This is a genomic window from Amycolatopsis sp. cmx-11-32, assembly GCF_047608695.1.
GTDB lineage: Bacteria > Actinomycetota > Actinomycetes > Mycobacteriales > Pseudonocardiaceae > Amycolatopsis.
Map to the genome: position 1 here is coordinate 261911 of NZ_JADNQN010000009.1, position 22500 is coordinate 284410.

General features: G+C 68.2%; 19 protein-coding genes and 1 pseudogene. 6 read left to right on the forward strand and 14 right to left on the reverse strand.

Going from position 1 to position 22500, the window contains the following annotated elements:
• Positions 1-3: 3 nt before the first annotated feature.
• A complete protein-coding gene (locus tag ACM6LR_RS26590; protein WP_414938522.1) occupies positions 4-963 on the reverse strand; it encodes an ABC transporter permease in 960 nt (319 codons plus the stop codon).
• Positions 956-3847 (reverse strand): alpha/beta fold hydrolase, encoded by a 2892-nt coding sequence (locus ACM6LR_RS26595; RefSeq protein ID WP_414944734.1) that lies wholly within the window; start codon positions 3845-3847, stop codon positions 956-958. The genes ACM6LR_RS26590 and ACM6LR_RS26595 overlap by 8 nt, the downstream gene beginning before the upstream one ends.
• Before the next feature lie 336 nt (positions 3848-4183).
• On the opposite strand from ACM6LR_RS26595, the gene ACM6LR_RS26600 reads away from it, so the two are divergent.
• Together ACM6LR_RS26600 and ACM6LR_RS26605 are read left to right on the forward strand one after the other, a co-directional pair.
• Positions 4184-5158, forward strand: coding sequence for a TerC family protein (locus ACM6LR_RS26600; protein WP_414938524.1), 975 nt, complete (start codon positions 4184-4186; stop codon positions 5156-5158).
• Positions 5159-5188: 30 nt separating this feature from the next.
• A complete protein-coding gene (locus tag ACM6LR_RS26605) occupies positions 5189-7150 on the forward strand; it encodes a S9 family peptidase (protein ID WP_414944735.1) in 1962 nt (653 codons plus the stop codon).
• A gap of 245 nt (positions 7151-7395) precedes the next feature.
• On the opposite strand, the gene ACM6LR_RS26610 is transcribed toward ACM6LR_RS26605, so the two are convergent.
• The 3 genes from ACM6LR_RS26610 to ACM6LR_RS26620 all read right to left on the reverse strand — a co-directional run bounded on the left by ACM6LR_RS26610 (position 7396) and on the right by ACM6LR_RS26620 (position 10117).
• Positions 7396-8052, reverse strand: coding sequence for an RES family NAD+ phosphorylase (locus ACM6LR_RS26610; RefSeq protein ID WP_414938526.1), 657 nt, complete (start codon positions 8050-8052; stop codon positions 7396-7398).
• A 152-nt stretch (positions 8053-8204) separates the two neighbouring features.
• Positions 8205-8786 carry a DNA-binding protein gene (locus ACM6LR_RS26615; RefSeq protein WP_414938527.1) on the reverse strand — a complete coding sequence of 194 codons (582 nt, stop codon included), beginning with the start codon at positions 8784-8786 and terminating at the stop codon, positions 8205-8207.
• Between the two features lie 350 nt (positions 8787-9136).
• Positions 9137-10117 (reverse strand): LacI family DNA-binding transcriptional regulator, encoded by a 981-nt coding sequence (locus ACM6LR_RS26620; RefSeq protein ID WP_414938528.1) that lies wholly within the window; start codon positions 10115-10117, stop codon positions 9137-9139.
• Between the two features lie 114 nt (positions 10118-10231).
• Here ACM6LR_RS26620 and ACM6LR_RS26625 point away from each other — a divergent pair, with 114 nt between their 5' ends.
• On the forward strand, positions 10232-11719 hold the full coding sequence (locus ACM6LR_RS26625; protein ID WP_414938529.1) for an FGGY-family carbohydrate kinase: 1488 nt from the start codon (positions 10232-10234) through the stop codon (positions 11717-11719).
• Here the strand turns inward: ACM6LR_RS26625 and ACM6LR_RS26630 are convergent.
• Positions 11650-12369: a DUF6597 domain-containing transcriptional factor gene (locus ACM6LR_RS26630; protein ID WP_414944736.1), complete on the reverse strand. Its 720-nt coding sequence runs from the start codon at positions 12367-12369 to the stop codon at positions 11650-11652. The two genes, ACM6LR_RS26625 and ACM6LR_RS26630, sit on opposite strands and share 70 nt — an antisense overlap.
• Positions 12370-12408: 39 nt before the next feature.
• On the opposite strand from ACM6LR_RS26630, the gene ACM6LR_RS26635 reads away from it, so the two are divergent.
• Positions 12409-12813, forward strand: coding sequence for an NUDIX hydrolase (locus ACM6LR_RS26635; RefSeq protein ID WP_414938531.1), 405 nt, complete (start codon positions 12409-12411; stop codon positions 12811-12813).
• 204 nt (positions 12814-13017) lie between these two features.
• Positions 13018-13503 (forward strand): MmpS family transport accessory protein, encoded by a 486-nt coding sequence (locus ACM6LR_RS26640; protein WP_414938532.1) that lies wholly within the window; start codon positions 13018-13020, stop codon positions 13501-13503.
• Here ACM6LR_RS26640 and ACM6LR_RS26645 read toward each other — a convergent pair whose 3' ends face one another.
• The 8 genes and pseudogenes from ACM6LR_RS26645 to ACM6LR_RS26680 form a co-directional block, all read right to left on the reverse strand.
• On the reverse strand, positions 13504-14190 hold the full coding sequence (locus tag ACM6LR_RS26645) for a histidine phosphatase family protein (RefSeq protein ID WP_414938533.1): 687 nt from the start codon (positions 14188-14190) through the stop codon (positions 13504-13506).
• A 17-nt stretch (positions 14191-14207) separates the two neighbouring features.
• Complete coding sequence (locus ACM6LR_RS26650) at positions 14208-16076, reverse strand: Na+/H+ antiporter (protein WP_414938588.1); 1869 nt, start codon at positions 16074-16076, stop codon at positions 14208-14210.
• A 40-nt stretch (positions 16077-16116) separates the two neighbouring features.
• Entirely contained in the window at positions 16117-16512 is a 396-nt protein-coding gene (locus ACM6LR_RS26655; RefSeq protein WP_414938534.1) for a VOC family protein, read from the reverse strand.
• A 4-nt stretch (positions 16513-16516) separates the two neighbouring features.
• On the reverse strand, positions 16517-16984 hold the full coding sequence (locus ACM6LR_RS26660) for a helix-turn-helix transcriptional regulator (protein ID WP_414944737.1): 468 nt from the start codon (positions 16982-16984) through the stop codon (positions 16517-16519).
• 61 nt (positions 16985-17045) lie between these two features.
• Positions 17046-20144: a glycosyl hydrolase 2 galactose-binding domain-containing protein gene (locus ACM6LR_RS26665; RefSeq protein WP_414944738.1), complete on the reverse strand. Its 3099-nt coding sequence runs from the start codon at positions 20142-20144 to the stop codon at positions 17046-17048.
• A gap of 332 nt (positions 20145-20476) precedes the next feature.
• A complete protein-coding gene (locus tag ACM6LR_RS26670; RefSeq protein ID WP_414944749.1) occupies positions 20477-20863 on the reverse strand; it encodes a YchJ family protein in 387 nt (128 codons plus the stop codon).
• A 19-nt stretch (positions 20864-20882) separates the two neighbouring features.
• Complete coding sequence (locus ACM6LR_RS26675; protein ID WP_414938537.1) at positions 20883-21260, reverse strand: DUF1801 domain-containing protein; 378 nt, start codon at positions 21258-21260, stop codon at positions 20883-20885.
• Positions 21261-21456: 196 nt separating this feature from the next.
• Positions 21457-21948, reverse strand: a pseudogene (locus ACM6LR_RS26680) (DUF222 domain-containing protein); the annotation flags it as partial.
• A 365-nt stretch (positions 21949-22313) separates the two neighbouring features.
• Between ACM6LR_RS26680 and ACM6LR_RS26685 the strand changes: the two are divergent.
• On the forward strand, positions 22314-22439 hold the full coding sequence (locus ACM6LR_RS26685; RefSeq protein ID WP_414944739.1) for a hypothetical protein: 126 nt from the start codon (positions 22314-22316) through the stop codon (positions 22437-22439).
• Positions 22440-22500: the final 61 nt, after the last annotated feature.

The following is a 22500-nucleotide window of genomic DNA, read 5'->3' on the forward strand; positions in this document are numbered from 1 at the left end:
CTCTCAGCTGGTGATGTCCTTCGTCGCGAACCGGCGACCGGCCAGTAGGAAGAAAACTGTGCCGTACAACGCCGCCGACAGCATGCCGTTGGCCATGTTCGTCCAGTCGACGTCGGTCGAGATCAAATCCATCCACGAGAACGCGAAATGCGTCGGCAGGTAGTCCCGCAGTCCTTCCAGTGCGGTGATCTGGTCGAGGATCTGCGAAACGATCGCGACGATCACCGCGCCGCCGACGGCGCCGAGCGGGGCGTCGGTGGCGACCGAGAGCAGCATCGCCAGGCCGGCCACCCACGCGAGCTGCAGGATGATGTAGATCGTCGCCAGCCCCATGGCTATGAGACTGTCGCCGAACGTCACCGCGTCCCCGGTCGGGCTGATCGCGTCGCCCGCGCCGTACCAGATGACGCCGACCACCAGCGACACCAAGGGCAACAGGATCAGTGCGACCGCCGAGAGGATGCCGGAGACGATCGCCTTCTGCCGCAGCACGCGATGCCGGGGGACCGGCATCGCGAGCAGGTACTTCAGGCTCGACCACGAAGCCTCGCTCGCGATCGTGTCGCCGTAGAACAGCGCCACGATCATCGGCAGCAGGAACGTCCCGGAGACGAACAGTGCGAGCACGACGAAGTTCGGCGCGCTCGCGGTGGCGAGGTCGACGAATCCGCCGCTGCGGCGGTTCGGGCTGGCCTGTCCGATCTCGAACGCGATCACCAGGATGAACGGCAGCAGCGCGACGAACCCCAGCATGAGCTGGGTCCGGCGCCGTTTGAGCTGCCGTTTCAGTTCGACGCCGAGCCGCAACGTCCGGTCGGCGCGGTAACCCGCCACCGCCCCGTCCGGGCCGACCTCGGTCCGTTCGTGCGACGCGACCTCGGTCAGCTCCAGCAGTGCCGCCGGATCGGTGTGCACGCCGTGATCCGCCCGGGTCACCGGGGGAGAACCATTGGTCTTACTCACCCTTCGAGTCCTCTCCGACCAGCTGCAGGAACGCGTCTTCCAGACGGCGCCGCGGCCCGGCCTGCTCGACCGCGACCCCGGCCCGCACGAGGGCGGCGACCGCCTCGGCGCGCGCGAGACCGTCGAGGTCCGCGTGGACCAGTTCCCCGTCGACGTCGACGCCGGAAACGCCGCCGACCTTCCGCAGCGCTTCGGCCGCTTCGGCGGGCTTGTCTACCCGGAACGTCGCCTCGCCGCTGGACGCGGCCAGTTCGCCGACCTCACCCGAGGCCACCAGCATGCCGCGGTGCATCACGACCACGTGCGTACAGGTCTGCTCGACCTCGGCCAGCAGGTGGCTCGACACCACCACGGTGCGTCCCGTCGCCGCGTAGCGCTGGAGCACCTCGCGCATCTGGTGGATCTGTGGCGGGTCGAGCCCGTTGGTCGGTTCGTCGAGCACCATGAGCTCCGGCAGGCCGAGCATCGCCTGCGCGATCGCGAGCCGTTGCCGCATGCCCTGGCTGTAGGTGCGGACCCGCCGGTTCACCGCGTCGCCGAGCCCGGCGATCTCCAGCGCCTCGGCGAAATGCGCCCTCGCCATCGGGCGGCCCGTGCTCGCCCAGTACAGCTCCAGATTCTCCTTGCCGGACAGGTGCGGCAGGAAGCCCGAACCCTCCACAAAGGACCCGATCCTGGACAGCACCGGCGCACCGGGTGCGATCAGGTGGCCGAACACCCGAATGTTCCCGGCGGTCGGCGTGATCAGCCCCATCAGCATGCGCAGCGTCGTCGTCTTGCCCGCGCCGTTCGGCCCGAGCAGGCCGAGGACCTGGCCGGGTTCGACCCGGAACGACAGATCCTTCACCGCGACGAACCCGCCCGCGTAGGCCTTGTGCAGTCCTTCGATCACCAACGGCGTCTTCGCCAGGCTTTCGTCGACGTCGTGGGCGCGGCGGCGGCGGAACGCGGCGATCACCGTGATCGCGATCCCGGCGAGCAGCGTGCCGGCGATACCGAGCAGCTGCGCGGTGGGCGCCGCCGCGCCGACCGAAGTGCCGGGCACGACCGGGACGCCGAGCTGTCCGCCGTCGGCCAGTCCGATGCGGAACACCGCGGGCTCGACCGGCGTCGCGAATGCCTGGTCCGTGGTGCCGACGACGAGCCGGAGCGTGTGCCCGGCTTCCAGCGGCCGCACGACGCCCGGCAGGGTCACCGTCACCTCGACCGCGCTGCCGTCCGCGGGCAGACCGGAAACGCGGAACGGCGCGACGGCGTTGGCCGGGAGTGTCCGGACGCCTTCCGAGTTGACGTCGTAGAGCTTCGCGAACAGCACCGCTTCCTTCTGCGGTGCCGCCGCGGCCGGATCCGCCGAGACCCGCAGGCGGACCGTGGACGAACCGGCCACGATCGTCTGCGCGTCGAGCGGCCGCGTCGCGAACTGCGCGGCCTGACCGGGTGGGTCCACACTGAACAGTCCGGACAGCCGGGAGGAACCCGCCACCGCTCCGTTCAGTCCGGGGATCCCGCTCACCGCGGCGGGATTTCCGCCGGCGGGCCGGACGACCGGCTGGGCCGGGCCCTCAAGCGCGAACGACCGCCGCTCGGTGGCGTCCCCGGTGGCGCCCGGGTACGCGGGTGCCGTGACGGTCCGGACCGAGGGGGTGCCGTTGGCCCGTAACGTGCCCTGGATGTCGTAGCTGAATCCGGTGCCGGGATCCGTGCCCTGTCCGGTCAGCGAGAACTTGAGGAAGTCGGCGATCTGCGCCCGCAGCTTCTGACCGGGCTTCCCGCCGTCGTGGCCGCCGGTGTACCAGATCGTGCGGACCTTGCCGCCCGCCGCGGCGATCTGCCTGGCGGTCGCGTCGGACTGGTCCAATCCGAACAGGGTGTCGCTTTCGCCCTGCACCAGCAGGGTCGGCACGGTGATCTTGTCCGTCACGGACGCGGGGGAGACGCGGCGGAGCAGGTCGACGGTGCGCCGGCTCGCCTTACCGGTGGTCGCGAGTTCGGTGTAGGCCTGGCAGACGTCGGCGGTGAACCGTCCACAAGGGTCGGCTGGGCCGGGCGTCGGCCGCTGACCGTTCGGGCCGCCGAGCGGAAGTGACTGCGCCGCGGCGCCCGCCGCGGCCGCGCCCTGGGAGGCGCCGGACTCGCTGGTCTCGTCACCCGCTTCGGGTGCGTCGTTCGAAGGCGATCCACCCTGCGCCGCACCGGAACCGGCGGAGAAGAAAATGCCCGCCCACGACCTCTTGAACACGCCGTCCGCGGTGAACGCGCCGGCGGCGGGAGTGGTGGCGGCCGACGGCGTCGCCGAGGCGGCGTTCGGGAAGAGGCCCTGCGCGAGGTCGTTGTAGGTGATGACCGGCGCGATCGCGTCGACCCGCTTGTCGGTCCCCGCGAGCAGCAGGGAAAGCGCCCCGCCGTACGAAGCGCCGGACACGGCTACCTTCGGGTCGCCGTTCTCGCTGAGTACCTCGGGCCGCTTGGCCAGGTCGTCGATCAGCCTCCGGGCGTCGGCGACTTCGCGGTCGGGGTCGTTCAGCGCGATCTTCCCGGTGCTCCGGCCGAAACCGCGTGCGGACCAGGCGAGCACGACGAAACCCTTGTCGGCGAGTTCGCGGGCTTCGGTGGCGACACCGTTCTTGTCGCCCCCGAAACCGTGGGCGAGCAGGACGGCGGGTGCCGGGGTCCGCTCGGGGACGTACAGCGTCGTGTCGATCTTGACGACCTCCGACGAGCCCGGTGTTTCGGGCAGGTCGAGGATCGCTTCCTGGGTTTTCACTGCGGACGGAGCGGGTTCACTGTTCGTCCACACGACGGCCGCGGCGGCCAGGACCACCACGACCGCGGCGAGCGCGGTGAGCTTCGCGCCTCGCGTGCGAGGGAGCGGGATTCGGGGCACGGAACGACCGTATTCGCCCGAAGCTGAGAACGCCTCACCGAGCTCACGCAGACCACACAAGCGGGACGTTAGGCGCTCCGTCGAAACGGGTATCCCTCAAGGTGGGACGGTGAGTGTGACGGGAGTTACGCCATCATCTTGGTGACAAGGGCAACCTTAGCTGGCGTCACGCGTACAGACAGGTCAAACTGGACCAGCTGTGAGGGGAGTATTCCTTCGCGGCGGTGTCGTCAGCACGGTGGTCTTCGCAGGCCCCCGGCACCGTCGGCCGGTCCAGTACCGGCGGAAGAGACCTCCGGTTAGTCGCTGCTGTGCACTTTCCGGAGGGTTGGTTACATGTCTGTTCCCCTGTGGCTATGGATCGCCACGGTCGGCGGTCTGCTCGCGCTGATCGCTCTCGACCTGGTCATCGTCGATCGCAAGCCGCATGAGGTCACCACCGGTGAAGCCGCTCGGTGGGTCATCTTCTACGTCGCCGTGGCCATCGCGTTCGGCATCGGTGTCTGGGTCTTCGGGGGACACGACCCCGGCGTCGAGTTCTTCACCGGGTACATCACCGAGTACTCGCTGAGCGTCGACAACCTGTTCATCTTCATGATCATCATGACGTCGTTCAAGGTGCCCGCGATCCACCAGCACCGGGTGCTGCTGATCGGCATCCTGCTCGCGCTCGCCATGCGCAGTGTGTTCATCGCCGTGGGCGCCGCGCTGATCGCGCAGTTCGTCTGGGTCTTCTTCCTCTTCGGCGCCGTTCTCATCTGGACCGCGGTCAGCATGGTCCGCAACAAGGACGAGGACGAGGAGTACGAGGAGAACGCGCTCACCCGCGGGGTGCGCAAGCTCTTCCCGGTCACCAACGAGTGGCACGGCCACAAGTCGTTCGTGAAGAAGGACGGCAAGCGCTGGATCACCCCGATGTTCCTGGTGATCGTCGCGATCGGCAGCGCGGACCTGCTGTTCGCCGTCGACTCGATCCCGGCGATCTTCGGGATCACGCAGGAGGCCTTCCTGGTCTTCACCGCCAACGCGTTCGCGCTGATGGGCCTGCGCCAGCTGTACTTCCTGCTCGGTGGCCTGGTCACCAAACTGGTGTACCTGTCCTACGGCCTCGCGGTGATCCTCGCCTTCATCGGTGCCAAGCTGTTCCTCCACGCGTTGCACGAGTACCACGTCGTGCCGGACTGGCTGGACATCAACAACTGGGTCTCCCTCAGTGTCATCGTCGTGGTCTTGACGGTGACGACGGTGGCCAGTCTCGCGAAGGCGAAGAAGCTGGAAGCCGCTGAGCAGGAGTCTTCGATCAGTAGTTAGAGCTGCTAAGGATCGGGTACCGTCGGGGCCGTGCGTCCCGTTGACATCGAAGCCCTGACGGCCCCCGGCATCCCCGCACTGCGCGGCGACCTGCTGCTCACCGCGGTGAGCAGGCCTGATCTGAAGACGAACCGCTACCGGGGTGGCCTGCGCAAGGTCGATCTGGGCGGTGGCGGGGAAGAGCCCTGGACCCACGGGACCCAGGATTCCGCCCCCGTCATCTCCCCGGACGGCCGGTGGGTCGCCTTCCTGCGGGCGGAGGACGGCCCCGGGCGGGTGGCCAAGCCGCAGATACACGTGATCGCCGCGGCCGGTGGTGACACGAAGCGGATCACCGACCTGCCCCTCGGCGCGGGCGCCCCGGTCTGGGCGCCCGACTCCCGCCGGATCGCCTTCGTCGCCCGTGTGCCCGAGCCTGGTCGCTACGGCACGGAGAACGCGGACGGCGAAATACCGGAGCCTGCCGAAGAAGCGCCGCGGCACATCACGAACCTCTTCTACCGGGTCGACGACATCGGTTTCCTCAACGACCGTCCACAGCGTCTGTTCGTTGTGGACGCCGTCGCGGCGCTGGACGAGGCCGCGCCCGCCGACCTCACGCCGCTGACCGACGAACGCGCCGACGTCGAGCATCCCTCGTGGACGGTCGACGGTGAGTTCGTCCTGATCGTCGGGCCCCGTGACTGGGCCGTCGAGGACACCGTCCGATCGGACGTCTACGCCGTGCCCGCCGGCGGCGGCGAACCCCGGCTGCTGGTCCGCACCTCGGGCACCGCGGCCACCCCGGTTTCCATTCCGGACGGTTCGATCCTGTTTTACGGCACCGAATTTCCCGGTACGGAGGAGATCGCCCGCAACACCGGGCTCTGGCACGCGCCTTGGCCTTCCGGTGACGAGCCTTCGCCCGCGCGTCGGCTGACCGACATCGAAACGGTGGACTGCGACAACGCGGCCGGCCTGCCCGTCGTCCTCGGTGACGAGGTGCTCGTCGTGGTCCGCACCCGCGGCGCCGCCGAACTGCGCGCCGTTCCGCTCGACGCCGACCTGGCCGAGCTGAAGGCGTTGCGGTACCTGGCAGGCGAGTTCGCCGCGGTGAAGGCGTTCGTCGTCGACGGCGCGCGGATCGCCGCGGTGATCGGGACGCCCGAGAGTTCCGGCGACGTCGTGCTGCTGTCGGAGGAGAAGCCCCGTGTGCTCACGGACTACTCGAAGACGTTGCGAGACATCGGGATCCGGCCGCTGGAAGAACTGGACACGACCGCGTCCGACGGTCATCCGGTGCACGGCTGGATCGTCCGGCCCGAGGGTGACGGACCGCATCCCGTGGTCCTGATGATCCACGGCGGGCCGTTCGCGTCGTACGAATGGAAGGTCTACGACGAGGCGCAGGTGCTCGCCGCGGCGGGCTACGCGGTCGTCCTGGGAAACCCGCGCGGTTCCGCGGGCTACGGCGAGAGCCACGGGCGCAGTATCGTCCACGGCTTCGGTACCGTGGACGCGCTGGATCTGCTGACACTGCTGGACGAAGCACTTGAACTGTCTAATTTGGACAGTGACCGTGTCGGTGTGATGGGCGGTTCGTACGGCGGCTTCATGACCAGCTGGCTCGCCGCGCACCACGGCGGCCGGTTCCGGGCGGCGTGGAGCGAACGCGCGCTCAACACCCACGACTCGTTCGTCGGCAGCTCGGACATCGGCTGGTTCTTCGCCGACGGCTACGTCGGCGACGATGTCGAAGAACAGCGCAAGCGCAGCCCGCTGACCTACGCGGGAAAGATCGGCATCCCGTTCATGGTCGTGCACTCCGAGCAGGACTGGCGATGCCCGCTGGAGCAGGCGCAGCGGATGTACGTGGCGCTGCGGCGCAACGGGGTCCCCGCCGAATTCCTGCTGTTCCCGGGCGAGGGACACGAACTCACGCGTTCGGGGCAGCCGCGGCACCGGGTGCAGCGGTTCGACGCCTTGCTGGAGTGGTGGGGGCGCCACCTCTGATCGCTGGGTCACCAGATGAGATGAACGGGGCTTTCACTGCGAAATTCGCCATGAAAGTCCTGTTCATCTCACGCGAGGTGTGGGTGGAGTTGCGGCGCTGGTGGTTCCTGCTTGGGGCGAAGGGGACTTTCCCCTCATGTCACGCGGGGAAAGTCCCCTTCGGCAAGGTCGCGTTCTCCTGACGGCTTAGCTGGAGCTGTCCGGCAACGGGGTGTTATGAAAGGCTCGTTCGGCAACGCTGAAGGTCAGCTCAGCAACGTGTAGTTCAGCTCTTCGCACACCCGGCCCAGCGGGACGTCGAGTCCAGGGTGGTCCAGGGGGAGCAGCACGTCCGGCGCGATCGGCAGCGAGTTCCCGGCGGGTGGGTCCCACAGTGCGAGCGCGGGGCCGCCGGAGTCCATGGACGATCGGTACCAGACACCGTCGAGGTCGCCGAAGGCCGCGCGGATGGCGCGAGCCCAGGCCTGGGTGATCTTCTTCGGGCCGCTGGAAATCTCCTGCGAGGCGCCGACGCGGGTCGGCCACAGGCCGGCGAGGTCGAGCAGTCGCAACGTGCGGGTCGGCCGGACGACGACCAGGCGCGGGCCGCGGGACTTGCGGTCGACCGTCGATGTGGTCTGGAAGACCTCCGCGATGCTGGTGCGCACGGTGAGTCCGAAGTACAGGACACCGTTTCCGGGGTCGGTCACCGGACGACCGCCGCGACCGGGGGTCTGCGGGTCGAAGCGGCCGTGTGGGAGCGGGCCGCTGTAGCGGAACGAATTCCACTGCTGGGGGTGGTTGCCGTGCGCGGTGAAGATCCTGACCAGCCTGGTGCCGGGGTGCACCGCCACCACGTCGTTGGTGCGGTGCAGCTCCTTGACCAGGACAGAGCGTGCGGGCGGCAGGGGGAGCCGGGCCATACCTCGGGAGTCGTCCGTCCTTGTCGGGTGATCTTGCTCGGTGGGGTCAGCCTACGGCCTACCCCCGACTGGAATTTTCCGTCGTCGGGCAAAACACCTTAGCGTCTGTGGTGAACCCGCGTCCGCGATCGCGTCGACAGGGCACTGTTTGGTCAGAATGGGGAGCCGAGCGTGGCCACCAGCTTGGCGACGTGCTCGGGGTCGCCGCCGGAGAGCAGCCATTGGCGCGGGGTGGCGGGATGCTCGTTGATCACCAGATCGGCCTGCGGCGTGCTCATGAAAGCGGCCACGACCAGCGCGGGCTGGTCTTCGGGCGCGGCGCGCAGCACGACCTCCAGGCCGGGCAGCACCCCGGAGCCGGTGAACTGCCAGGCCGGCAGCCGCCAGCCCTGGTCCTTCCAGCCGGTGAGCCTGCCTTCCTTCAGACGGTGGCGGATGCGGCTGTCGTCCACACCCAGTGCTTTCGCCGCTTCCAGCACACTCAGCGCGGAATCGGCGAGTACGGCGTGCGCGGCGACTGTGCGGGCACGGAAGTCCGGTTCGTCCTCGCTGCGGGGAGAGATGTCCAGGCCGACGTCGGTGAGCGCGGCGCGCTGATCCGCCGAGAAGTAGTGCGACGGATCGGGGTTCGGCGGGGACAGCCTCCGCGCCGCGTCCTCCACGAGGGTCAGGAACTCGTTGGCGTCGACCTTCAGGCCCGCCTTGGCGAGGACGTTCTCGAGCGCTATGGACATGCGCCTAGGGTAACTCGCCTGTGCGGGTTCGTGCGGTCTCATCTCGATTTCGTGGGTGAATTCACCAGAGATGAACACAGAGTGCACGGAATCAAACACGCGCAGTAGGCAATATCGTAATAGTGTGCCCGTATCGGGTGACCTTGTCCAGATATCTCGGCTTGACAGGCCAGTAGAGGGAACTTACCTTCCGAAGGGTAATCGATTTCTTCCCACCGCTTCGGAGAACCCGGCTGGTGTGGGGCCGGCTTGGGGGAACAAGGGGGTGGGGCGTTCCTGGGCGGCCGGTGCGAACCGGTCGCCCAGGCACGTCGTGCACCTTGATCCGTCCGCCTTGGGATCGCGCGGTATCAGGCGCGCCGTGAACTACGGCGCACGATCAGCTTCGCCTGCAGCGTGGTCGTCGTGGCCTGGCGCGTGCTGTCGCCGATCCGGGCGAGCAGCAACCCGGCGGCGACCTTGCCCACCTCGTTCGCGGGCTGGGCGACCACTGTCAGTGGCGGATCGATCAGTGTCGTCCACGGCGCGTCGTCGAACGACACGATCCCCACGTCCTGTCCCGACCGCAGCCCGCGCGAGGCCAGCGCTTCCAGGACACCGATCGCCATCGTGCTGTTGCCGACCAGCAGCGCGTCCGGCGGCTCGGGCTCGTCGAGCAGGCTGAGCGCGGCGATCCTGCCGCCTTCGGCGCGGAACTCGGCGCGGCGGGTGAGCGCGTTCTCCGCGCCGACGGCGTCGGTGTAGCCTGCCAGCCGGTCTTCGGCCGTGCGCACCCCGGGCGGCCCGCTGACGCAGGCGACGCGCCGGTATCCGCCATCGAGCAGGTGGCGTGTCGCGTCGCGGGCGGCGAGCCGGGTGTCGACCAGCACCTGGTCGCCGGTGTTCTCCAGCAGAGGCCGGTCGACGGCGACCACGGGCGTGCCGCGCTGGGTCAGCCTGTCGACGTTGGTGGCCCGGCCGGTGGGGGAGAGCACCACGCCGGCGACCCGTTCCTGGAGGGCGACGTCGATGTAGCGCCGCTCCTTCTCCTCGTTGTCGTCGGCGTTGCACAGCACCACCGAATAGCCCGCGGTCTGCGCGATGTCCTCCACGCCGCGGGCGATCGCGGTGAAGAAGGGGTTCTCCACGTCGGAGATGATGAGCGCGAGCACCGCCGTCTCCTGGCGGCGCAGGTTCCTCGCGAGCCCGTTCGGGTGGTATCCCAATTCCGCGGCGGCGGCCTGTACCCGCGCCGCGAGCACCGGGTCCACAGTGGACTTCCCGTTGAGCGTCCTCGACACGGTCGCCGTCGAAACCCCGGCCTTCGCCGCCACGTCGTTGATGGTGGCCACCGTGACCTCCCCTTCTGCAGGTGTCTTGACACCTTCGCACGGGAAGAATAGCTTGACCGACAATCGTTACCATCCGCTGATCGCGGTACTCGCCGTTCGGCTATCGGAGGTGTCGTGGGCGACCCGGGCCTGGTGCTCGGCATCGACATCGGCACCTCGAGTTCCAAAGGTGTCCTCGTCGATTCCCGGGGCACCGTGGTGGCAAGAGCATCCCGGCGGCACGACACTTCCCGGCCTCGTCCCGGCTGGTTCGAACACGACGCCGAAACCGTGTGGTGGCAAGATTTCCTCGCTCTGGCCAGAGAACTTTCCGCAGGCGCCGGGGATCATCCCATCATCGGAGTGTCGGTCAGCGGGATCGGCCCGGTGCTGCTGCCCGCGGATTTCTCCGGGAAACCCTTGCGCCCGGCTATCCTTTACGGCGTCGACACCCGCGCGCACGACGAAATCCGGGAACTGAACCGGGAATTCGGTGAAGAATCCATTGTGGAACGCGGCGGCAGCGCGCTCGGCTCACAGGCCGTCGGCCCGAAGTGGCGCTGGCTGGCCAAAAACGAGCCGGAAGTGTTCGAACGCGCGAGGCTCTTCTTGATGGCGAGTTCGTTCCTCGTGCTGCGGCTGACCGGTGAGTACGTCCTCGACCACCATTCCGCGAGCCAGTGCGACCCGATGTACGACCTGCGCGAGGCCCGGTGGGCGCCGGACCGGGTGGCCGCGATCGCCCCCGGCATCGAGTTGCCAAGGCTCGCTTGGCCGACCGAGGTGGTCGGCTCGGTCACCGCCGAGGCCGCCGGGGAAACCGGCCTGCCCCAAGGTATTCCGGTGACGGCGGGAACGGTGGACGCCTGGGCCGAGGCGACCAGCGTCGGCGTCACCTCGCCGGGGGACACGATGCTGATGTACGGCACCACGATGTTCCTGATCCAGGTGCTCGCCCATCCCCGCCCCGGCCGGGGATTGTGGACGACCCGCGGCGCGTTCCCCGGCACTTATTCGCTCGCGGCCGGCATGGCCACTTCCGGCGCGATCACCGACTGGCTGCGCGATCTCACCGGCGGCGAGTTCGGCGAACTCGCCGCGGCGGCGGGCGATGTCCCCGCGGGCAGCCGCGGATTGCTGATGCTGCCGTACTTCGCCGGAGAGCGGACGCCGATACCGGATCCGGACGCGCGTGGCGTCATCGCCGGGCTCACCACTTCCCACGGCCGTGCGGAGCTGTATCGCGCGGCGCTGGAGGGCACGGCGTACGGGGTCCGGCACAACCTCGAAGCCATGCGGGAAGCCGGTGGCGGTGCGCGGCGGTTCGTCGCCGTCGGCGGCGGGACGCAGGGCGGGGTGTGGACGCGGATCGTCAGCGACGTCGCGCGGATCGAGCAGGAGATCCCCGGGGAAACCATCGGCGCCGCGTTCGGGAACGCCGTTCTCGCGTCGACCGCGCTGGGACGCGAACCGGATATCGAAGCCTGGAACCCGGTCGCCGAAATCGTCCGCCCGAGCGTGGACGCCGATGTCTACGACGAGTTCTACCCGCACTACCGCGCGCTGTACGGATCCACAATGGACACCGCGCACTTCTTGGCGCGGAAGAACGCCCTCGCCTGAACTCCGGCGAATTCCCGGCAATCCCGGCTCAGGTGCGCTTGATCGGCGTATCCGGCCGATGCCGCCAGCGAAGCGAGATCCGGCGCCGTCCAGGCGAGCCCGATGGCGCGCTGGAAACGTGTGACGCGCAGATAGGTCGCCGGTCCGTAGCCGACCGCGAGGGTGAACCGCCGCCGCAGCTGCCGTTCCCCGGTCGTGAACCGCTCCAGCGCGGCGGAAACCCGGGGGACGCCCTCGTCGAGCCTGGCGATCAGTTCCGAGATCTCCCGGTCGCCATGCCCGGCCCGGCGTTCCGCGACGACGTCGGCGAGCGAGGCGGCGCCGCAGAGCACCCGCTCGGCCAGCAGGCCGCCCTCCCGGCCCCAGAGGTCGCCGAGGGGGACGCGCTGATCACGCAGTTCGTCGGCGCCCAGTCCCAGGACCTCACCCGCCCGGCCAGGGGCGAATCGCACGCCACGCGCGCGGACGCCGGGCGGCGTTTCCCAGGTCCAGGCCGTGGTGTCCGGCCCGGCTACGAAGACCTCGCCGCCGCTCTCGACCAGGTCGACGCAGCCGTCGGGCACGATCCGCTTCGGCGCCTCGCCGCTGTCCTCCCAGCGGCAGCGCACGACGTCGCTCAAACCGCCGGGTGCCGTCGTCTCCCGATACACGGTTGCCATGATGCACCGGCACTACGACAGAATCGGGCCGTGTCGGAAGCAGAGATCGATTCACTGGCCTGGATCCACGTCCGCGACCGCCGTCTGCTGACGGTGCGGACCGAGGGCAAGGCCAGGTTCTACCTGCCGGGAGGCAAGCGTGAGCCGGGGGAGGGCGACGTCGCCGGGTTGTGCCGGGAGATCAGGGAGGAACTCGGCGTCGAACTCGACCCGCTGAGCTTCCGTTTCTTCACGGTGCTGAACGAGAAGGCAGACGGCTACGCGGACGGTCGCCGTGTCCGGATGACCTGTTACACCGCCGAACATCGCGGCAGGCCCGCGCCCGGCCGGGAGATCGCGGAGTCCACCTGGCTGTCTTCGACCGACGCCCACCTGTGCCCGCCGGCGGGGCGGCGGATGCTGGGGTTGCTCGCCGAGGCTGGTCTCGTCGACTGAAGGGTCGATATCACTCAAAGTGAGCTATCCGGCTTAGCCTGGTTGCGCCGATCGCCCTATGACCAGGTACTCCGTCCTAGTCAGGGCACCCAAAAGGGTGAATATCGGGTTTCTTCCCGATAACGGCTAACGCGGAGTCACCTCCGAGCGAAAAATAAGAGACGCACTCGATGGAAGTGCGCTCGGACGAGAGAAGACCTCTCCATGGGTGTTCCCACCGCGACCTCTCCGGCATCGGCGCCGGGACAGGGTGCTCCGGGCAGGCTGAAGCCGCTCGGGACCGTCGTGGTCGTGCTGGGGGTGATGGCCGTCGCCGTCACCCTGACCAGCTATGTGCTGCCGAAGGCCTCCCTGCCGGTGCAGAATCCGCCCGCGCCGCAGGTAGAGCAGGCCGCGGCCGCCGTCCGCACCGTGACGCACTCGGTCGTCTACGAGCTGTCCGGAGCGAAAGGCGCGCAGAACGTCACCTACGTCGCACAGGATTCGGAACTCATGCAGAAGACCGACGTGACGGCGCCGTGGAGCACCACCTTCGACCGCGCGAGCCAAGAAGGCCGCGATGAGTTCTACAGCATCTCCGCGCAGGGCGCGGGCAGCGGTGCGCTGCGGTGCCGGATCCTCGTCGACGGCGAGGTCGTCAACGACCGCACCGCCCCCGCCGCGGGCGCGCCGGTGACCTGCACGTCCTGATCAGCCGAAAGGCGACTGAAGATGCGACGTGTCGTTGAACCGCCGCACCGTCCAATTGTCGCCCGACACCACCAGATGTGAGATCGAGCCGTTGTCCGCCCCGAGGAACGCGAACCGGTTCTTCGCGGCACTGGCCTGCGCGAAGACCTCGCCGATGACGCCGCCGTGAGTGAACACGGCGATCCTCCGGTCCGGGTTGGCGGCCGCCAGCCTGCCGATGGCCGTCCGGATCCGGCCGCCGAAGCTCTCCATCGTCTCCGCGCCGGGGATGACGTCCCAGCGCTGCTCCTGCCACAGCTTCTCGACGATCGGGTGACCTTCGTGGGTGTAGCGCCGGAAGAGCCCGTTCTCCCAGTCGCCGAGGTGGATCTCCCGCAGGTCCGCCTCGACCTCCGGCGTGAACCCGAGTTTCGCCGCCAGCGGCGCCGCGGTCTGCGACGTCCGCCGCAGCGTGGTCACGTACAGCGCCGAGATCCGCTCGTCCGCCAGACGGCGCCCGACCCGCTCGGCGTGGTCCCTGCCCTCCGGCGCGAGGTCGGGGTCGGCCTGCCCATCGACCATGTCGAACGGCGAGCTGCCCTTAGCCGGGGCCGATTCTCCGTGGCGGACAAGGAAGATCTCGGTCGATCCCGGCGGGGGCGAGAACCGGTGCTGGCGGTATTCGATCTCCTGCTCAGGGGTGCTCATACCCGGACAATACCGAGCTAGCCCAGCTGTTTGTCCACGAAGCACCAGCGCCAGGTCTCCCCTGGCTCGTGGCTGCGCATCACCGGGTGCAGGGTGTCGTGGAAGTGCTGGGTCGCGTGTTTGCCCGGCGACGAGTCGCAGCAGGCGACGTTCCCGCATTTGACGCATTCGCGCAGATGGACCCAGGTGGTCCCGTTCTCGACGCAGACGGCGCACACGTCCGGGGAGCTGGGTTCGACCTGCGGCCAGTCCTTGGTCAAATGCTTGCAGGATCCCGCTGTCGCGGCGGGGGTGCGTAGTTCCCGATCGGAGTCCGGCACGGCCTCTTCCTCCTTGTCGAGCATGGATTCCTCGATGTCGAGGCGTTCGAGGATCCGGCGCAGGACATCATCATCGGCCATCCCGGAGTCGCGCGCCTCCAGGAACTTCTCCCGTTCGACTTCGAGCAGCTTCAGCCGGAGGCGGCGGTAGACGTCGCTCGGCGTCTCGGTCAGCGCGCTCTGCCTGCCGAGCTCCTCCCAAGCCGAGTCGGACCGGTACTGGAGCCGGCTGCGAAGCCGTTCGACGATGTCGTCCGGGTCCTCGGGGGTCCGGATCTTCTCCAGCTCCTGGAGCGCGGCCCGCGTCATGTCGTTGATGACGGCCGCCTCCTGCAGCGCGTCCTCGGCGGGATCGGGCGGGGGCAGTTTCAGGCGGCGCACCAGCACCGGCAGCGTCGTTCCGTGCAGCAGCAGCGTTCCCGCCACGATGACGAACGCGACCAGTACCAGCACGGCCCGCTGCGGGGTGTCCGCGGGCAGCACGAACGCCGCCGCGAGCGTGACGACCCCGCGCATCCCGGCCCAGGCGATCACCGTCGAGTACCGCCACGGCCAGGCGTGGCGGCGGAACACCCGCCGCGTGAGCCCGATCCCGATCATCCAGACGATCCGGGCGGCGATCGTCGCGGCGAGCGTGGCGGCGCAGATCAGGGCGAGCTCCAGCGCGCTCAGCCCGCTTTCGCCGACCTCGGTCATGATCCGGCGGACCTGCAGCCCGATCAGCAGGAAGACGATGTTCTCCAGCAGGAACTGAATGGTCTGCCAGTTCAGCCTGCTCGCCAGGCGGGAGCGGCCCGAAAGCATGCTGGGCGACTTGTGCCCGAGGATCAGGCCCGCGACGACCACGGCGATCACCCCGGAACCGTGGATCGCCTCGGCAGCCAGATAGGCGACGAACGGGACCACCAGCGAAAGCGCGGTGTCGCTGACCGGGTCCTGGAGCCGGGTGCGGATCGTCGCGGCGAGCGCGCCGACGGCGAACCCGATCACGAGCCCACCGCCGGCGGCGAGCAGGAAGTCCCCGCCCACCTGCAGCAGGCTGACCGAACCGGCGATGGCCGCGATGGCGGTCCGCAGCGCGACCAGCGCGGCCGCGTCGTTGAAGAGGCTTTCGCCCTCCAGCAGCCGGGTCAGTTTGCGCGGCATCCCGACCTTGCGGGCGACGGCGGTGGCCGCGACCGCGTCGGGCGGGGCGACCACCGCGCCGATCGCGAGCCCGGCGGCGAGCGGCAGACCGGGGATCACCAGCCACGCCACGACGCCGACCGCTGCCGTGGTGAAGATGACGAGCCCCACCGACAACAGCAGGATCGGCCCGCGGTTGCGGCGGAAGTCGATCAGCGAGGTCCGGATCGCGGTCGCGTACAGCAGCGGGGGCAGCAGCCCCAGCAGCACGACCTCCGGGTCCAGTTCGTACTCCGGTACGCCGGGGATGTACGAGGCGACGACCCCGACCGCGATCAGGCACAGCGGCGCCGACCAGTCGAGTTTCCGCGCCGCGGTGGTGACCAGGAGGACGGCCACCACCAGTGCCACTAGTTCTACCGCGATCTCCACGCCGCTCATCATCACCCGAAAGCCTCGGTGCGCGCGCACCGAGACCCGGCTACCGCTGTTCGATCCGCACCAGGTTGCCCGCCGGGTCGCGGAAAGCGCAGTCACGAACGCCGTAGGGCTGGTCGAGCGGCTCCTGGACGACGTCGGCGCCGGTCGCCTGGACCCGGTCGAAGGTCTCCGTCAGGTCCGGGGCGGACAGCAGGATGGCCCCGTAGGTGCCTTTGGTCATCAGTTCGAGGATCGTGGCGCGTTCCTCGTCGGTGATCTCCGGATCGGCGGCCGGGGGATGGAGCACGATCGACGTCCGCGGCTGCCCTGGCGGGCCGACGGTGACCCGGTGCGGGCCTTCCTCGCGCACTTCGAAGCCCAAGATGTCGCGATAGAAGGAAAGTGAGGCTTCGAGATCGTCGGCGGGGAGGAAGGACGCGTGGATCGAGAGGGTCATGCGGTCAAGGTAGGTCTGGGCGCGGTGAAGCCGCTTCTCTATTCCTGACCGGCCGCATGACCTGTTTGACGACGCAGCCGGGCATCCCGCGGCCCTCTTCCACCGCCTGCTCGCGGTAGGCGCTCGGAGACATCCCGACCAGTTCGGAGAAGCGGGTGCTGAACGTGCCCAGTGACGAGCAGCCGACCTCGAAACAGACCTCGGTGACCGACATGCCCCCGCGCCGCAGCAGCATCATGGCCCGCTCGATCCGGCGGGTCATCAGGTAGCTGTAGGGCGATTCGCCGTACGCGGCCCGGAACTCGCGGCTCAGGTGCCCGGCCGAGACGTGGACGCCGCGCGCCAGCGCCTCGACGTCCAGCGGCTGCGCGTAGTCACGGTCGATCCGGTCGCGGACGCGTCGCAGCATGGCGAGGTCGCGCAGGCGCGGGCCTGGGTCCCGCTGTCCGGTCACCCGGAAAGCGTAACCCACGCTGAGACGGGAAAGGCCCCCTTCGCCGGGCGGCGAAGGGGGCCTTGAGCGACTCCGTGAGCTAGAGGGTGATCTTGTCGACGTTGGGGCCGCCGTTCGCCGTGGTGGCGACGGCCCTGATCTTGTTCACTCCCGCGGACAAGGTCATCTTCACGGTCTTCGTCGTCCAGTTCGGCCAGGCCCCGGTGCCGCCGAAGCCGACACCTGACGCGCTGACCGTGCCGTTGACGGAGAAGTCCAGCGGGCGGTTCGCCGTCGTCGCGTTGGCGTACCGGACGACGACGTCGTAAGTGCCCGCCGCCGGCGCGGTGACCGTCCACTCGACCGAGCTTCCGGCCACGTTGTCGTAGTTGACGAACCCGGTGCCGGTGAACCCGGCGTGGTTGGCCTCCACCGCGCCCTTGACGACCGTGGCGTCCTCGGCTTGGTAGTCGACCGGATTGCCAGGGCCGGGGCCCGAGCCGTCGGCCGGAACGGTCTGCGTGCCGGTGTTCCAGCCCGAGACCCGCACCGAAGGCTTGGAGCCCTTGAGGTCGGAGGTGCGGTACTTCGCGGTCAGCGTGGTCGTTTCACCCGGCCAGAGGCTCATCGCGTTGTCGTTCCACTCGACCGGGAGCACCGGCTTGCCGTCGGAATCCACGACCTTGGTGTCGACGTAGAACGCCGGGAGCTTGCCGCCCGAGGTGTTCTTCAGCGTCACCGTCGTGGTGGTGTTCCCGTCGGCTCCGGCGACTGATTTCGCCGTCGCGCTGACGGCAGAATGGCCGAGGTTGTTCAGCCCGGACAGGTCGGCGAAAGCGGACTGGGGGGTGTAGTACCAGTCGCTGCCGCCCCAGTTGAGCGTGTCCGCCTTGGTGGAGAGCCAGTACACGTTCCGGCTGACCTCCTTGCCGGAGGAGTCGGTGAGCACCAGCTTGGCCAGGTAGGTCGTCGACAGCCCGCTCACCGCCGGAACGGTGACCGCGGTGGCCTTGGCGCCCAGCGCGCCGACGGACATCCCGGTCTTGGTGTCGCTGTACTTCTCCGTGCCGTCGAGGTTGTACAGCTTCGTGGTCGCCGTCAGCCCGTTCACCGCGTTCGACGTCTGGTTGATCACCACGACCGAGCGATTGTCGTGCGAGTACTGGATATGCAGTGGCTCGTTGGCCTTCTTCGCACCGTAGTAGGCGCCGTTCTGGTCCAGGTAGGCGTCGAACAGCTGCCAGTGCAACGAGGTCCACGGGCTGTTGAGCATCCAATAGATCAACCCGGTCGACGGGTTGCTCGAGTCGGTGTAGTTGCGCGAGTGCGACTCGAACTCCGCCCGGACGTTCTCGTACTGCGCGAGCTGCGCCTTGCGCACGAAGTCGGTCAGGTTCGCGGCCGCGCCATACCGTTTGGTGAGCGCGTCACCGAACAGCTTCAGATTCGCGAACGTGGCCGAAGACGAGCGGTGGTACTGCGGTGCCGACGGGTTCTTCCACATCGTCTCCAGCTCGCTCGGCGACATCATCCGCTTCAGCGTGTCCATCGTCGGGATGTCGACCCCGGCGCTGGTCTCCGAGTTGAAGTTCCACGCGCCGCCACGGTCCTTCTGCGACTTGTCGTACCAGTAGACCGGCGGGACGTAGTCGTACGGGCCGTTCATCTTCATCCCGGACGCGCCGGTGATCGGGGACGGCCTCTTCGACGCCGACGGGATCACCGGGAGCTGGAAGTCGGCGGCCTTCATCGCGTCGAGGTAACCCTGCTCGATCCGCTTGTCCGGCGCGAAGTCGCTGCCGATGTGGAAGGAGATGACGCTCGGGTGGTCACGCAGGCGCTCGGCCTCGGAGAACATCGAAGCCTTGGCGATCGGGTAGTCCGATTCGACCCAGGGTTCGCCCTTCTCCTCGCCGTTGACGTGGCCTTCCCACTTGTCGCAGCATTCCCAGCCGGGCATGGTCAGCACACCGAGGTCGTCGGCGAGGTCGAAGAACTCGTCCGGTTCGATGTGACCTTCCAGCCGGACCGTGTTGAGCCCGAGGTTCAGCACGTACTTGAGCTTGTCGGCCGCCGCGGTCTTGTCCCAGCGCAGGAACAGGTCCGGCGTGTAGCCGCCACCCCTGATCAGCAGCGGTTTGCCGTTGACGCTGTACTGGCGCCCGCCGCTGGAGTTCAGCGGTGCCTTGACGTCGCGGACACCGAACTTCGATTTCGAGGAGTCGGACGGCGCGCCGCCGACGCTCGCGGTCAGGTCGAGGTCGTACCGGTGCTGCGAGCCCATCCCGGCGGGCCACCAGAGGTTCGGGTTGCCGAGACCGATCACGGGGAAGGTGACGGTCTTGCGCTCCTTGGCCGCCAGCGAGACGGTCTGGCTGACCGGCTTGCCCGCCACCGTGCCGGCGACGGTGGTCTGCACCGCGTTCGCCGTGTCGTTGCGGACGTCGGCCTTCACCGTGAGGTCGGCGTGGTCGAGTGAGGAGTTCAGCTTCTGGACCACGTGGGCGCTGCGCAGCGCGACCGGCCCGCCGCGCCGGACGAGCACGTCACGCACGATGCCCATGTTCTGGTCCGGCGGGGTCTGCGCCCAGTCGATCCAGCCCATCGAGAGGTCGTTGTTGGGGTCGTTCGGGTAGACCTTGAACGCGACACTGTTGACACCCGCGCGGACGTGCGCGGTGATGTCCAGGTCGTGGCGCGTGTAGGCGCCGTTGACCTGGTCCTTCGTCGCGATCTTGGTGCCGTTGACCCAGACGTCGGCTTTCGAAAGCACGCCGCTGAAGTCGAGATAGGTGCGCGAAGAGGTGTCCTCGACGTTCAGATCGGTGCGGTACCACCACGGCACGGAGAACTGCGCCGCCGGGACGTTCTTCATGTTCGTGGAGTAGAACGGGTCGGCGTATTTGCCGTTCCGCAGCAATCCGGCGTACACCGTCGACCGCGACGACACCGGATACCAGCCGGCGGTGGGGAAGCCCGGCTTCGACACCGCCGAGTCATCGCCGACCTGCGCCGAGGACTGGATCACGAAGCCGGGGATCGGGGTGGCGTTGCCCGCGGCGGCGCCGACGGACAGCGGAACGGCCACTTCCGCGCCGACGGCGGCGGGAGCGGTGGTCACCCCGCAAACCGCGGCGGCCAGCGCGGTGACGGTCAAGGCCAGTAACGGGATCCGGGTTTTCTTCTGCCGAAAACTCACGAGCGCGCCTCCTTGGGCACACGGCGGCGAACCTGGGCGGAAATCGTTAAGAAAGTTCCCTAACAATGTGGGGAAGATAGTAGCCGCCACGTTGCGCGGGGAACAGACCCTTGCGCCGGGTTCGTCAGCGGTGGCCGGTGAGCCGGGTTGCCTCCCGGTCGTGGAGCCGTCCTGCAAGAAGACCTGGGAGATCCCCGGTGGCGCGTGCGACGAGGGCGAACCGCCTTTGGTGGACAGCGGAGCGCGAACTCGGAATCGTCGCGCGGCGAGTCACCGCGGCGCTCGGAGCCGCCCGGTCCGGCGGCTCGCGATCTGCAAAAGCGGCCGCCCCGTCAGCTGACCGGTGCCACGTAGATCCACTGCCCGTCGACGCGGACGAAGTGGCTGTTCTCCTGCATGCTGTCGGCTCGGCGATCCTGCCGGTAGTGGGCCCGGAACTCCACGGTGCCCTCGTGCTCCAGCAGTCCGCCGCCGGTCTTGCCAAGGATCTCCAGGAACATCCAGCGCCGGCCAGGGTCGAGTTCGAGGTCCGTCGGCCGGGTCTTCGGGTGCCAGGTCTCGGTGAGGTACCCGGTGTCCCCGACGGCGAACGCGCTGAACCGCGACCGCATCAGGAGTTCGGCGGTCGGCGCGGTGGCGGTTCCCCGGTGGAAGCGGCCGCAGCAAGCGCCGTAGGGCTCGCCGAGGCCGCACGGGCAACGGGATTCGTCGATGACCACAGGCACGACGGCGATTGTGTCATCGCGCCACCGCGGTGGCTTCGAGGTCCCGTGCCTGCTTGAGCCAGCCGGCGAACAACTCGGCGTCGATGTCGTCGACCGAGCGCAGTTTGACGTGCGCCATCTCCCGTGCACTCGCCTCCAGCCTGCCGGACGGATCGTCGATGGCCTGTCCCTTCCAGAGGGCGAAGGTGACGTAGGACGAGTACGCCTTCACCAGGCAGACGAGGTTCTTCCCCGCGGCTTCGCCCGCGCTCCACGTCGGGGAGCCGTGGTACATCGCCTCGATGGAGCCGGGCAGGGCGGCGTTGACGATCGGGCGCAGAGCGACGGCGGTTTCGCGCAGGCCCTCGGGCAGCGCGGCGAGGTAGTCGTCGACATTCGCGAACTTGGCCATGACTTGTTCCCTTCGATCGGTGTGCTGTCAGCTAACCGTCCGAAGGTTCAAGTTGTCAAGACAAAAAAATTATTCGGTGGATCGGTAGTTCCGACCTCGTGCTTCCAGTGTCTCGCGGATGACGCGGAGCGCCTTGAGGCCGGCGGGGTTGGGCGGGTTCGGGATCCTTGGGTTCGTTGCCGTCGGGGTCGAGTCAGGCGAGTAGGTTGTCCCCGAGTTTCGAGACCTGCCGGGGACCCGCGTCCCGAGCCAACGTGGCGAAGGTCTTCTCCGCATGCTCCCGATCCTCCACGGCCACCTCGGCCGGGATCTTCCGCAGGATCTCTAGGATCTGCTTGATCCGTTCTTCCCCGATCGCACCCTCGGCGGCCGCGGCAGCGGTGGTGGGCGCGAACGGCGGGATCTCCGTGCCGTCGAGAGCGCGTGTGGGGTTCAGGTCGATCGCGCGATTCACCTACGGCCGTGCCTCACCGGCAGACAACCCGGCGATATCGGCGAACCACGCAATCGTCGTGCCATAACCGTACAAGTCTTTCACGCCACGAGATTCGATCTCCGCCAGATACTGCCCCAGACCGGCGGATGTCATCCTCATCACCTGCAGGAGCCGCTGCACGCCGTGGGCAAGCTCCAGCTTGCCGGCACGCCACAGTTCTTGCGGGGGTTCGTGAAGGATCGTCTCGGACACCCCTCCATAATACCGCAATTCTATCGAACAGGTGTTCGTAATTTCGCGTTACCGCGAAACGGCACATTTACCACTGAAGGGTGACGCGTACGAGTAGTGGCGATTGCAGACGGAAGTCGATTTCCCAGGCAACCCTGCCGCGTCAAAGGACGAAAGATACAGAGCCCGTGAAGGCCTCCTTGCCTACTCTCAAGGCAGGAAGGAGGCCATCGCTACCTCGCGAGGACCTGTACCTCAGCGGTCACTGGCGTCTGGATCCCTTTCGGCAGTGCCTGCCAAAAGCTCACCCCACGATACCCGCGCAGGCTTCGACCTTAAGCAAGTAGCCGACTACTTGCGAAACGGAATCGCTTAGCGTCGGCAGCATGACGTTAGTGGAACTGACCCGCTTCAAAGTCCTGCCCGCTCGCGCGGACGAACTGCTCCAGGCCCGTCCCACGATGCCCGCCGAGTTTCGCGCCGACAGGGAGGGCTTCCTCGATGAGACCTGACTCGACGTCGTGTGGTGGCGTTCCTCCGAGTACTTTGCCGCCTCCAGCGAGCAGGGGCGAA

Coding starts and splice junctions, on each gene's coding strand:
- ACM6LR_RS26615 (WP_414938527.1), bottom strand. CDS start 8,786: ATGTCCATAGCGCTCGAGAACGTCCTCGCCAAGGCGGGCCTGAAGGTC.
- ACM6LR_RS26645 (WP_414938533.1), bottom strand. CDS start 14,190: ATGAGCACCCCTGAGCAGGAGATCGAATACCGCCAGCACCGGTTCTCG.
- ACM6LR_RS26650 (WP_414938588.1), bottom strand. CDS start 16,076: ATGAGCGGCGTGGAGATCGCGGTAGAACTAGTGGCACTGGTGGTGGCC.
- ACM6LR_RS26675 (WP_414938537.1), bottom strand. CDS start 21,260: ATGGCCAAGTTCGCGAATGTCGACGACTACCTCGCCGCGCTGCCCGAG.
- ACM6LR_RS26640 (WP_414938532.1), top strand. CDS start 13,018: ATGGGTGTTCCCACCGCGACCTCTCCGGCATCGGCGCCGGGACAGGGT.
- ACM6LR_RS26600 (WP_414938524.1), top strand. CDS start 4,184: ATGTCTGTTCCCCTGTGGCTATGGATCGCCACGGTCGGCGGTCTGCTC.
- ACM6LR_RS26685 (WP_414944739.1), top strand. CDS start 22,314: ATGACGTTAGTGGAACTGACCCGCTTCAAAGTCCTGCCCGCTCGCGCG.
- ACM6LR_RS26610 (WP_414938526.1), bottom strand. CDS start 8,052: ATGGCCCGGCTCCCCCTGCCGCCCGCACGCTCTGTCCTGGTCAAGGAG.
- ACM6LR_RS26655 (WP_414938534.1), bottom strand. CDS start 16,512: ATGACCCTCTCGATCCACGCGTCCTTCCTCCCCGCCGACGATCTCGAA.